14 protein-coding genes are annotated in these 12,513 nt (G+C 39.2%); all 14 read left to right on the top strand.

All coding sequences use genetic code 11. From position 1 onward, the window contains the following. The first annotated feature begins 255 nt into the window (after positions 1 to 255). Positions 256 to 1,566 carry a ribosome biogenesis GTPase Der gene (der, locus tag B3D94_RS14885; protein ID WP_025114723.1) on the top strand — a complete coding sequence of 437 codons (1,311 nt, stop codon included), beginning with the start codon at positions 256 to 258 and terminating at the stop codon, positions 1,564 to 1,566. Between the two features lie 110 nt (positions 1,567 to 1,676). Further along, positions 1,677 to 2,693, top strand: a complete 1,017-nt coding sequence (locus tag B3D94_RS14890; protein ID WP_036124568.1) for an NAD(P)H-dependent glycerol-3-phosphate dehydrogenase — start codon at positions 1,677 to 1,679, stop codon at positions 2,691 to 2,693. A gap of 223 nt (positions 2,694 to 2,916) precedes the next feature. After that, complete coding sequence (locus B3D94_RS14895) at positions 2,917 to 3,129, top strand: DUF2768 domain-containing protein (protein ID WP_008180416.1); 213 nt, start codon at positions 2,917 to 2,919, stop codon at positions 3,127 to 3,129. A 22-nt stretch (positions 3,130 to 3,151) separates the two neighbouring features. Then, positions 3,152 to 3,934, top strand: a complete 783-nt coding sequence (locus B3D94_RS14900; protein WP_069480663.1) for a hypothetical protein — start codon at positions 3,152 to 3,154, stop codon at positions 3,932 to 3,934. A 92-nt stretch (positions 3,935 to 4,026) separates the two neighbouring features. Beyond that, positions 4,027 to 5,505 (top strand): stage IV sporulation protein A, encoded by a 1,479-nt coding sequence (gene spoIVA, locus B3D94_RS14905; RefSeq protein WP_069480664.1) that lies wholly within the window; start codon positions 4,027 to 4,029, stop codon positions 5,503 to 5,505. Between the two features lie 198 nt (positions 5,506 to 5,703). Beyond that, positions 5,704 to 5,976, top strand: a complete 273-nt coding sequence (locus B3D94_RS14910) for an HU family DNA-binding protein (protein ID WP_004232618.1) — start codon at positions 5,704 to 5,706, stop codon at positions 5,974 to 5,976. 220 nt (positions 5,977 to 6,196) lie between these two features. Continuing rightward, positions 6,197 to 6,766, top strand: a complete 570-nt coding sequence (gene folE / locus B3D94_RS14915; protein WP_069480665.1) for a GTP cyclohydrolase I FolE — start codon at positions 6,197 to 6,199, stop codon at positions 6,764 to 6,766. Between the two features lie 62 nt (positions 6,767 to 6,828). Beyond that, the gene (gene mtrB, locus B3D94_RS14920) at positions 6,829 to 7,047 is read left to right on the top strand and encodes a trp RNA-binding attenuation protein MtrB (protein WP_008180408.1); all 219 of its coding nucleotides are present in this window, start codon (positions 6,829 to 6,831) and stop codon (positions 7,045 to 7,047) included. 250 nt (positions 7,048 to 7,297) lie between these two features. Then, positions 7,298 to 8,065, top strand: coding sequence for a heptaprenyl diphosphate synthase component 1 (locus B3D94_RS14925; protein ID WP_069480666.1), 768 nt, complete (start codon positions 7,298 to 7,300; stop codon positions 8,063 to 8,065). 15 nt (positions 8,066 to 8,080) lie between these two features. Then, positions 8,081 to 8,785 (top strand): demethylmenaquinone methyltransferase, encoded by a 705-nt coding sequence (locus B3D94_RS14930; RefSeq protein WP_069480667.1) that lies wholly within the window; start codon positions 8,081 to 8,083, stop codon positions 8,783 to 8,785. Between the two features lie 19 nt (positions 8,786 to 8,804). Further along, positions 8,805 to 9,779: a heptaprenyl diphosphate synthase component II gene (gene hepT, locus B3D94_RS14935; protein ID WP_069480668.1), complete on the top strand. Its 975-nt coding sequence runs from the start codon at positions 8,805 to 8,807 to the stop codon at positions 9,777 to 9,779. A gap of 86 nt (positions 9,780 to 9,865) precedes the next feature. After that, complete coding sequence (gene ndk, locus B3D94_RS14940; protein WP_008180402.1) at positions 9,866 to 10,282, top strand: nucleoside-diphosphate kinase; 417 nt, start codon at positions 9,866 to 9,868, stop codon at positions 10,280 to 10,282. Between the two features lie 260 nt (positions 10,283 to 10,542). Then, positions 10,543 to 11,691 carry a thiolase family protein gene (locus tag B3D94_RS14945; RefSeq protein WP_291758067.1) on the top strand — a complete coding sequence of 383 codons (1,149 nt, stop codon included), beginning with the start codon at positions 10,543 to 10,545 and terminating at the stop codon, positions 11,689 to 11,691. 15 nt (positions 11,692 to 11,706) lie between these two features. Further along, the gene (locus tag B3D94_RS14950; RefSeq protein WP_291758069.1) at positions 11,707 to 12,474 is read left to right on the top strand and encodes a 3-hydroxyacyl-CoA dehydrogenase; all 768 of its coding nucleotides are present in this window, start codon (positions 11,707 to 11,709) and stop codon (positions 12,472 to 12,474) included. Positions 12,475 to 12,513 lie beyond the last annotated feature (39 nt).

Here is a 12,513-nt window from a genome sequence, read left to right on the forward strand (position 1 = left end):
TACAACTCTAGTAATAGCAGTTAAACCCTCAAAGTAACGAAAAGAACCTTCCAATTAATTGAATTCAAAAAGCAACCGATTTACCCTCAAAAAATCCTCGCCTCACGCTTTCAAAATACAGCATAAAACCGCGAAAATAAATCGTTTGGTTTGGTAAAGCCATACATAGCGTTCTACTTTATGGATATGATATGATATAATGGCATTTTTCGTGTATAATAGCGAAAGACAAGAAGTTGGAAGGATGAAGTACAGATGACGAAACCAGTAGTAGCCATCGTAGGTCGTCCGAACGTAGGTAAGTCGACGATTTTTAACCGTATCGTTGGAGAGCGTGTGTCTATTGTGGAAGATATCCCAGGCGTAACACGTGATCGTATTTATAGTTCGGCAGAGTGGTTAACACACGATTTTAATATTATTGATACAGGTGGGATTGAAATTGGGGACGAGCCGTTTTTAGAGCAAATTCGTCAACAAGCTGAAATCGCCATTGATGAAGCAGACGTTATTATTTTTATGACAAATGGTCGTGAAGGGGTAACGGCAGCCGATGAGCAAGTAGCTAAAATTTTATACAAAACTAAGAAACCTGTTGTACTAGCAGTCAATAAAATCGATAATCCTGATATGCGTGAAATGATTTATGATTTTTATGCATTGGGCTTCGGTGAGCCTTGGCCAATTTCTGGCTCTCACGGCTTAGGTTTAGGGGATTTATTAGACGAATGTGCGAAACATTTCCCGAAAGAAGATGAAGAGCAGTACGGAGATGATGTAATTAAATTCTCATTAATCGGTCGTCCGAATGTGGGGAAATCATCTTTAGTGAATGCTTTCTTAGGTCAAGATCGAGTAATTGTTAGTGATATTGCGGGTACGACACGCGATGCAATTGACACACCGTATGCATATGAAGATCAGGAATATGTCATTATTGATACTGCCGGTATGCGTAAAAAAGGGAAAATTTATGAAACAACCGAAAAATATTCTGTTTTGCGTGCGTTACGTGCGATTGAACGTTCAGACGTTGTGTTAGTGGTACTGAATGCGGAAGAAGGTATTCAGGAGCAAGATAAGAAAATTGCTGGGTATGCGCATGAAGCGGGAAAAGCTGTTGTGATTGTTGTCAATAAATGGGATGCTATCGAGAAAGACGAAAAAACTATGAATGTTTTTACGCAGCAAATTCGTGAGCATTTCCTATTTTTAGACTATGCACCGATTATTTTCGTTTCGGCTAATACGAAACAGCGTGTTCATCAGATTTTACCGATTATCCAACGTGTTAGTGAGAATCATGCGATGCGTATTCAATCTTCTATTTTAAATGAAGTCATAGAAGATTCAGTAGCACGTAATCCTGCGCCAACCGATAAAGGTCGCCGTTTACGTATTTACTACGCTACGCAGGTTGCGATTAAGCCACCAACGTTTGTGGTATTTGTCAATGAACCAGAGCTTATGCACTTCTCTTATGAACGTTTCTTAGAAAATCGTATTCGTGAAACATTCGACTTTGAAGGAACGCCGATTCGTTTAATTACACGTGCTCGTGCTTAAAGTTAAAGTTATACACATACAATACGCCAACCCGACACAATTGTTGGGTGGCGTCTTTTTACAAGAAAAGAAAGTAGTGTAGACAACCCACATAAAGGGAGGATTTTTTTATGGAAAAAGTTTGTGTGTTAGGGGCAGGCTCTTGGGGGTCTGCGCTGGCAATGGTACTGGCGGAAAATGGTCATGATACGCTTGTATGGACACATCGAGCTGAACAGGCAGAAGAAATCAACCGTATGCATACCAATAAAAAATATTTACCTGAAACGGTATTGCCAACAAATTTACATGCTACGAGTGATATTGCAAAGGCAGCAACACATGCTGAAACAATCGTTGTGGCTGTGCCGACAAAAGCAATTCGTGAAGTTTGCGAAAAATTGACGGCTGAATTAACTAAAAAAGTTTTATTTGTACATGTTTCAAAAGGAATTGAGCCTGATTCTCTAAAGCGAATTTCTGAAATATTAGCAGAGAGCTTACCTGCTGAAAAAGTGGATGAAATTGTAGTGCTTTCAGGGCCAAGTCATGCTGAGGAAGTAGTTCTTCATCATCCTACAACGGTTACAGCTGCATGTGCGGACATAGATGCTGCTGAAAAAGTACAGGATTTATTTATGAACCAATTTTTCCGTGTTTATACAAATGACGATGTGATCGGTGTAGAAATTGGTGGGGCACTGAAAAATGTTATCGCTTTAGCTGCAGGCATTACAGATGGCTTGAATTATGGGGATAATGCGAAAGCCGCATTAATTACGCGAGGACTTGCGGAGATTACTCGTTTAGGTGTAAAAATGGGTGGTAATCCATTTACGTTCTCGGGTCTTACAGGCATGGGTGATTTGATTGTAACGTGTACAAGCGTGCACTCAAGAAACTGGCGAGCTGGTAATATGCTAGGACAGGGTATGAAGTTACAAGAGGTTCTTGATCAGATGGGGATGGTTGTAGAGGGTGTGCGTACTACAAAGGCTGCCTATCAATTAGCAGAAAAGTATGGTGTGGCAATGCCTATTTCCACAGAGCTCTATAGTGTACTCTTTAACGAAGTAGAGCCGAAAGTGGCAGTTGATGCACTTATGATGCGCATGAAAAAACGTGAAATTGACGAGATGAAGCATTAATATTATTTTTATGATTAAATTTGTCATGAAACGGACATAAATAGGGTGTCTCGGTGAATCTACTGAGACACCTTATTATGTGCTATCAGTTGAATAGTTAAAGCATTTTAAAAGGTTGTCCATTTCTTGATAGTTATGGGACAACTATTTCTTTTTAACAAAGGCACATAGTATAATATACTTTGATTGTGTCTTGACATAGAAAGAAAGGTGGTTATTGGAAATGGGCCCGTTAGCTCATATGCCTGCTTTAGATGTAATGTGGGTATCGTTTTATTGTATAGGCTTTATGATAATATCAGTCGGCTTAATTTATTTAGCTCGTAACAAGATTTCAAATGTATTTTTACGAACAATCGTAAATTTATGTGCATACATACTGTTTGGACTTGGCACATTTTTAATGGTACTTATAGTTGCCACATGGCCAGCATAATAAATAACGAGGTGTTAGTAACATGAAAAAACTAAGTACTTTTCTGGTGGTAATTGCAACCGCCATATTGTTAGTCGGGTGTGCGTACCCAGAAGACGAGAAAAGGGCGAAGGTTACGCCTGATGTAGACCAACTAGCAGCTGTTCAGCGTGCTGTTAATGAATACCGTGAAGCAACTGGTGGGCTAGTGCCCATTAAAAATAGCGAATTAGATACAGATTTATATATCAAGTATTTAATTGATTTTGAAAAGCTTATGCCGAAGTATTTGTCGACGATCCCTGGAAACGCCTATGAAAAAGGCGGTATATATCAGTATATTATTTGGGATCCTGAGCATGAAGCGACCGTTAAACTAGTAGATTTAAATGCTGCAGAGCGTATTCGCGAAATAGGAATTCGGAAACTATCTACACAATATTTACCAATAACAGGCTCAACATCAGATAATGTGTACCAAATTAATTATAAGGATTTAGGCTATAAAACAGAGGTTACTGTGAAAAGTCCCTATTCAGGCGTCGAATTACCGCTCTTTATGACTGGTGACGGTGAATTACATGTAGATTATTCCATTGATTTAGGACAACTTCTAAAAGAAGACAAGCCGGATGTCAAACCGGGCGATGATATTCGCCAATTACTTGTCGATAAATTTCCTGTAGTACCTGCTTACTCTGTTCCGTATACAGTGGACGAGAAGGGTGAGCCGGTTTATGATATGGACACTTATAAGGCAGATGCCAAGAAGGCTCAAGAACGACAAAAACAAGAGGCAGAAGCCGCCAAGAAAAAAGAAGAATAATCAACAAGCTCCTTACATTTGTGAGGGGCTTTTTCATATTTGTCTACAAGCTCGCATATAGTGAAAAAGCGTAGATAAAGGAGGCAGAAACCTTGAGTGAAGCAGTATTTAGAGAAATTGCAGAGCGAACAAATGGCGATGTTTATATTGGTGTTGTCGGTCCAGTACGTGTAGGTAAATCAACATTTGTAAAAAAGGTAATGGAATCCGTCGTGTTACCAAACATTGTGGATGAAACAGAAAGAATGCGAGCACAGGATGAGTTGCCACAAAGTTCTCCGGGGCCAGTCATTATGACTGCTGAGCCGAAGTTTGTGCCTGCTCAAGCAACCCGTATTGTGGTCGGTGACGATGAAATGCCATTTCAAATTCGATTGGCAGATTGTGTGGGTTACATTATCGAAGGAACAAAAGGCTATGAAGATGAAAATGGACCAAAATTTGTTCATACTCCTTGGCATACAGAGCCTATTCCGTTTCAGGAAGCAGCGAAAATAGGTACGGATAAAGTAATTCGTGATCATGCGAATATTGGAATTGTAGTGACAACTGATGGAACGGTTAATGGTATTAGTCGTCGAGCTGCAGAGAGGGCAGAAGAAGAGATTGTTGAGCAATTAAAGGATATTGGCAAGCCTTTTGTCATTTTACTTAATTGCCAAATGCCAGCTAGAGAAGAAACTGTTCAACTGCGCAATGAGTTGTTTGAACGTTATAATGTTCCTGTTATCGCCATTTCAATTGATCAAATGAGAGAAACTGATATTCAGTATATATTACAAGAGGCGTTATTTGAATTCCCAATCCGTACGATAGAGGTGGAGAAGCCAGATTGGTTAGACGTACTAGATGCCTCACATCCATTAAATGTTGCATTGATTGATTCCATGGAAGAAGTGCTTTCTTCTGTTATGAAAATTAGGGATGTGCAACAAGCATCTGATGCTTTTAAAGCTATTGATTTTATAGATCAAAGTGAAGTAGTCCATGTAGATGCCGGTATTGGCACAGCTGTAATTCGTGTGTCCTTACAGGGTGAACTATATAAATCGGTTTGTAATGAGTGGTTAGAAGAACCGATTGAAACAAAAAAGGATTGGCTACTGTTTATTAAAGAAGCAGCGGAGGCAAAAGAAGCTCAAAAACGCTTTAAAAGTGCCATTCATGATGCGGATACGACAGGCTATGGTGTTACATTACCAATGATGCAGGAATTTGAGCCAACAGCCCCAGAATTAATTAAGCAAAATAATTTCTTTGGTGTGCGAATGAAAGCGAAGGCGCCATCTTATCACATTATTCGTGTCGATATGGATTCAGAATTTGCCCCGTTAATCGGCTCTGAGTTCCATAGTCAGCAACTTTTAAAAGATTTGAACCATGCTTATTTACATGACCGTGATGCTCTATGGAATACACAACTTTTTGGAACACCATTACATGAAGTATTAAAAGAAGGCATTAGATATAAAATGGATGCAGTTCCAAATACAGCCAAAAAACGGATGCGTCAAACGATCGAACGTATGGTAAACGAAGGTGATCGAGGGTTAGTAACATTTATTTTATAGTGATAAAAAATAAAAAGAAGTGTAAAAAATAGGAAAAGGACTTTTCGTTTTTATGCGAAAAGTCCTTTTTTTTGATTTTTTGGGTGAAAAACTGATTTTTTGGTTATAATCATGAATGAATACAGTTGCGTAGCGGTTTTCTATGTGTTACTCTTTTTACAGAATTGGTTCATGACCCTTTGAGAGGAGGTGAATGGTGTGAATAAAACAGAATTAGTAAACTCTGTTGCTGAAGCTGCAGGTCTTTCTAAAAAAGACGCTTCTAAAGCAGTTGAAGCTGTATTTGATACAATTCAAGATGCTCTTGCAAAGGGTGACAAAGTACAATTAATTGGTTTTGGTAACTTCGAAGTACGTGAACGTGCGGCTCGTAAAGGTCGTAACCCACAAACTGGTAAAGAAATCGAAATCGCTGCTAGCAAGGTGCCTGCTTTCAAACCAGGTAAAGCACTTAAAGACGCTGTAAAATAATACACGTCTAGTAGTTACATAGAGCAGTCTTCATGTTAACGAACATGGAGACTGCTCTTTTTAACTTCAAGTTGACTATACATAATTATAATAAAAGCTAGATTTGCTAACTTGCAGCAAATTTTTTGTGAAACAAGTAAGTCATTTTGCGCTTACCTTTTGGATGTGCTACGATGCATAGGGAAATGTGTAATGTTTTGATACGCAGGAGGTTTATTGAATGTCGAATATAGATTTATTAAAAATAGAAGAAGCAGTAAAAATGATTTTAGAGGCGGTAGGTGAAGACGTAAATCGAGAAGGTTTATTAGATACACCAAAGCGTGTTGCAAAAATGTATGCTGAGATGTTTAGTGGCTTACATGAAGATGCCAAAGACTATTTTAGAACAGTGTTCCACGAGGATCATGAAGAATTGGTTCTTGTCAAAGATATTCCTTTTTATTCGATGTGTGAGCATCATCTAGTTCCGTTCTATGGAAAAGCACATGTCGCTTACATACCGAATGACGGCATTGTTGCAGGACTAAGCAAATTAGGTCGTGCAGTAGAAACAATTGCTCGCCGACCACAGTTGCAAGAACGTATCACATCTTCAGTCGCTGATACCATTATGGAAATGCTAGCACCAAAAGGAGTTTATGTGGTGATTGAGGCTGAGCACATGTGTATGACTATGCGAGGACTGAAAAAACCAGGCTCTAAGACAGTAACATCTGTAGCACGTGGTGTTTATGAGCATGATGAAGTAAAGCGTAGAGAAGTTCTATCATTTATTCAAATGTCTTAAATTGCTTGTCTAATTATGTTATGATGAACTAAGAATTTGTCGGATTTAAGGAGTGTACAAGAATGTCACAAGATTATATTGTTATTCAAGCTGAAGAAGATGGTGTACATGTTATTGGTTTAACGCGTGGAACAGATACAAAGTTCCATCATTCTGAAAAATTAGATGCCGGCGAAGTTATGATTGCTCAATTTACAGAACACACTTCTGCGATGAAGATTCGAGGGAAAGCACAGATTCATACAGCACATGGTGTGATCCATAGCGAAGCAAAAAAATAAGATATAGACAAGATATGGTTTCATAATAGTTTTTATCCCGTGCCATTTAGGCACATATAAAAGAGTGAGATGTGAAAACTAATTATATGGGCAGTAGCATTCCCTTTTCATGGGAAAGCTCTACTGCCTATCCTCTTGAAAAAAGCAAAATTTTTTTATTCCGCATCGTTGCGTATGCTATAATGACTCAGTAAGCAAACGTTAAGCCTTATAGGATTAACGTATTTGAAAGTGAAATGGAGTAAGGTCTATGAATGCAACATACATTCAAAATTCAATTGCCCAGTTAAAAACAGAGATTTTCATGGATGTTCGTCATAGAACTTTGCAAAAATACACAGGAAAGCCTGTGCTAGATGAAAATCAATTGTTTTATTTGTTAGTCCCGTTTTTGAATGGTGAAGAGTGGCAACAAGAGCAACAAGAGGCTGCCATTACTGTTGGCATTGTGTATGCGGCATTGGCGGCACACGATCACATAAAAGAATTAGATGCTACTTCTAAAGAACAGCAGCTTACAGTATTAGCTGGGGATTTTTATAGTGGTCGTTATTACGAAATATTAGCGATGTCTGGAAATGTCGCATTGATACGAAATTTGTCACAGGGAATTGTGACACGATGTGAAAACCAGATAAAGGTGTATGAGACCGAACAAAGAACAATCGAGCAATGGTATGCTTCGATGTGTAATATTGAATCAGGATTAATTGCTCAATTTTTCGAGCTTTATTCCTTTAGTGAATATATACCGTTGATGGAAAAAAGTTTATTGATCTTACGTTTAGAAAAAGAAATGGCAGCTTATCAACGTGGACAAACGTCCTTAATAGGTAAGGCACTTGAAGAAAGTGTTCAACGTCAGGGTACTACTTTTAATAGCGTCATCAAAGAAAAAATAGTGCATTTAAAAATAGAGCTGTCGAAGATGGTGGAGAGTGCATCATTTTTACAAAGTGATGTGAAACGAGCTTTACATGCACATGTAGAGGCTTCTATTGCTTCTACTAACGGATAAGAGAGGTTTTTCAAAATGGCTAAAACGAAAGCAGAGCACGTTCATGAAGTATTTGAGAGTATCTCGGATAATTATGACAAAATGAACGGTGTTATTAGTTTCCAAATGCATATTGGTTGGCGTAACGATACGATGAAACACATGGCTGTCAAACCTGGATCAAAGGCATTGGATGTTTGCTGTGGTACGGCAGATTGGACGATCGCATTGGCTGAGGCAGTTGGAGAAAGTGGAGAAGTAAAAGGACTGGACTTTAGTCAAAACATGCTTAAAGTTGGCGAAAAAAAAGTACAATCATATCCGCAAATTGAACTGATTCATGGAAATGCTATGGAATTACCTTTTCCAGATGATACGTTTGATTATGTGACAATTGGCTTTGGTCTACGCAATGTACCAGATTATTTGCAAGTCTTAAAGGAAATGCACCGTGTCGTAAAACCAGGTGGAATGGTTGTTTGTTTAGAAACATCTCAATCTGAAATTCCTGGTTACCGTCAATTATTCCGTTTTTATTTTAAATATATAATGCCGATATTTGGTAAAATATTTGCGAAAAGTTACAAGGAGTATTCTTGGCTTCAAGAATCTGCGAATGATTTCCCAGGTATGAAAAAGTTAGCGGCATTGTTTGAGAAGGCAGGATTAGAAAAAGTAACGTACAAAGCATACAGTGGCGGTGCTGCGGCAATGCATATAGGCTTTAAAAAGATACGTTAATGGGGGAAGGTTTTCACACGTGGAAAAGATGAAGTTAAAACTACTCTATTCCGATTTGAAATCAGATATCGATATCATTGAACGAGAGTTAGAAAATGCGGTGGACTCATCTTCATATTTGATCAACGATGCTTCTCTCCATTTATTACAAGCTGGTGGCAAACGTATACGACCAATTTTTGTATTACTAGGTGCAAAATTTGGTGAATATGACATTGAGAAGATGAAGGATGTTGCAGTACCTTTAGAGCTCATTCATATGGCATCACTTGTCCATGATGATGTTATTGATGATTCCAATATGCGAAGAGGACGCCCAACTGTCAAAGCGCAATGGAATAACCGAGTAGCAATGTACACGGGCGATTTTATTTTTGCACGTGCTCTCGAATATATTACAAAATTAGAAGACCCACTAGTTCATCAAATTTTAGCACGTACCATGGTTGAGATTTGTAACGGTGAAGTTATTCAAATTGAAGATAAATTTAGACTTGATCAAGGTTTAAAGGATTATTTTAGAAGAATTAAACGCAAAACAGCTTTACTTATTTCTTCTAGTTGTGAGTTAGGGGCTGTTGCAGCAGGCGTGGATGCTAAAACTGTACGTCATTTAAAACGCTTCGGCTACTTTGTAGGCATGAGCTTCCAAATTATCGACGATGTGTTAGATATTATGGCAACAGATAAGGAGCTAGGAAAGCCAGCAGGTAGTGATTTATTACAAGGAAATATTACCTTACCGATTCTCTTGTTAAAGGATGATCCGGAGATGCAACCATACTTGGTAAAAGTATTTGCTGGTACGTTAACAGAAGCCGAACGTCAAAATATGTTGCAGTATGTGCGTAAATCTCATGCAATTGAGCAAGCTAATCGTATGAGTGATAAATATTTAAAAAAGGCTTTACAAGAAATAGATGCTTTGCCAAAACATCCCGTAAAGAAAAAGCTACGTGATGTCGCATTGTTTATGGGTAAGCGCAAATTCTAGCTTTTTGTTGTACAAAGCCTCTTTTTTTGTTAATATTTATCGGTAGGTGTAAAACCTGTTAGAAGAATTTAAGGAGTGTTTTAAACATGGCAATTGAACAAACTTTTTTAATGGTTAAGCCAGATGGCGTTGAACGACAAGTAGTTGGAGATATCGTTGATCGTTTCGAGCGTCGCGGTTTTGTAATGAAAGGTGCTAAATTAATGGTAATTTCAAAAGATTTAGCAGAAAAGCACTATGCTGAACATGCTGAGCGTCCATTCTTTGGTGAACTAGTTGATTTCATCACTTCTGGTCCTGTATTCGCTATGGTATGGGAAGGCGAAAATGTAATTAAACTTGCTCGTACAATGATGGGTGCAACAAAACCTGAGGAATCTAACCCAGGTACAATCCGTGGTGACTACGCAACAACTGTTTCTCACAACATCATCCACGGTTCTGACTCTCTTGCTTCTGCAGAGCGCGAAATCGCTTTATTCTTCGGTGAAGATTTAGTTTAATTTGCGAATAGATTAGGCAATCTCAATATAATTGAGGTTGCTTTTTTTTGCTTAAAAAATGGAGATGGTTAGTAGGATTGTGGTTATTTAGATGGGCCAGTCAACTTAGTGAATCATCTATTTTTAGAACCATATAGAATTGTTAAAAACTTCTTATTCATGTACAATAAATGCTATAATATTCTGATAATTAAGTTAGGAATATATTAATAGTCTTGTCAATAAACTGTGAAGGATGACGACGAAAAGGGGCAATGGAGATGAGAGAAGTGGTGATTGTTGCGGCTGTGCGAACGGCTGTGGGGCGAAGTAAGGGTGTATTAAGTCATGTTCGAGCAGATGATATGGCTGCTGATGTGTTGCAGGAGGCTGTAAAACGGGCAGGCATAAATAAGGAACAAGTGGATGATGTCATTTTAGGCTGTGTGACGCAGACTGCAGAGCAGGGGGGGAATATTGCGAGGACAGCCCTGTTAATGGCTGGATTTCCCGATTGTGTGCCAGGTGTGACCATTGATCGTCAATGTGGTTCTAGCCAGCAAGCGGTGCATTTCGCTGCACAAGCTATATTAGCCGGTGATATGGATATAGTAATTGCTGGCGGTGTGGAAAGTATGTCTAGGGTGTCTATGGGGACTAACATGAAAAATGCTCATTTAGGTAATCGCTTACAGGAAAATTTTAATATTATTCATCAAGGACTATCAGCAGAGAAAATAGCCGAAAAATGGTCCTTATCAAAAGAGCAGCTCAATAGTTATGCCTATGAGAGTCATCTACGAGCACTAGCAGCCCTTGAAGCAGGGTCTTTCAAAGATGAAATTCTACCTATTGAAGTCATTCAAGAAGATGGCACTGTAGCAACAGTTGTTAAGGATGAGGGACCTCGTGCTGGAACTACCGTTGACATTTTAAATGGTTTAAAAACTGTTTTTCAAGAGGATGGCGTCATTACGGCTGGTAATGCTAGTCAGATGAGTGATGGGGCATCAGCAGTAGTAGTTATGGCATTGGATAAAGCGCAGGAACTTGGTATTCAGCCACTCGCTAAAATTTTGACAAGAGTTGTTGTAGGTTCTGACCCGACATTAATGTTAACGGGACCAATCGAAGCAACTCGAAAGGCGTTAGAACGATCTGGCTTGAACATAGAGGATATTGACACCTATGAGGTCAATGAAGCCTTTGCACCTGTGCCACTTGTATGGTTGCAGGAAATTGGTGGGGACCCAAAGAAGCTCAATCCAGATGGCGGAGCAATTGCACTAGGACATCCATTAGGTGCTACCGGAACAAAATTGTTAACGACTTTGCTCTATCGAATGCAACGAGAAAATTACCGGTACGGCTTACTAGCTATTTGTGAAGGTATGGGGATGGCTAATGCTACGATTATTGAAAAAATGTAAAGGGGGGTATGTGCAATGAGGAAGCATGAAGTAGTTGCAGTAGTAACAGGTGGGGCATCTGGTTTAGGAGAGGCGACTGTTCGTCACATCGTCGAACAAGGTGGCAAATCCATCATCTTTGATGTGAATGATGAACGTGGACAAGCTCTAGTAGAGGAATTAGGGGAAAAGGCAATCTATGTGCGAGTAGATGTTACGAAAGAGGAAGATGTAGCAACAGGTCTTGAGCAAGCCATAGCAGCATTTGACCATATTAATGTAGCGGTGAACTGTGCAGGAATTGCAGATGCGAGCAAAGTAATTTCCAAGCGTGGGATTCATGCACTTAGTTTATTTGAAAAAATAATATCGGTTAATTTAATCGGTACATTCAATGTCATCCGTCTAGTAGCTGAGAAAATGCAGCGTAATGAGCCAAACGAGGATGGACAGCGCGGCGTTATTATTAATACGGCGTCTGTAGCAGCATTTGACGGTCAAATTGGACAGGCTGCCTATAGTGCATCTAAAGGTGGCGTAGCAGCTATGACACTACCAATTGCACGCGAGCTTGCAGAGTTTGGTGTTCGTGTGATGACTATTGCACCTGGTTTAATTGAAACACCAATGTTTGCGTCTTTACCAGACCCTGCAAGGACAGCTCTTGCACAAATGACGCCATTCCCCAAACGACTTGGCAAGCCATCCGAATATGCACTTCTTGTTGAAAGCATTATCCAAAATGGTTTGTTAAATGGTGAGGTCATTCGTTTGGATGGAGCCATTCGTATGCAGCCTAAGTAAATCTTTTTATTGTAGCAGCAGTTAGCCTCGGTTGTTTCG

Source organism: Lysinibacillus sp. UBA5990 (genome assembly GCF_002429815.1).
GTDB lineage: Bacteria > Bacillota > Bacilli > Bacillales_A > Planococcaceae > Lysinibacillus > Lysinibacillus fusiformis.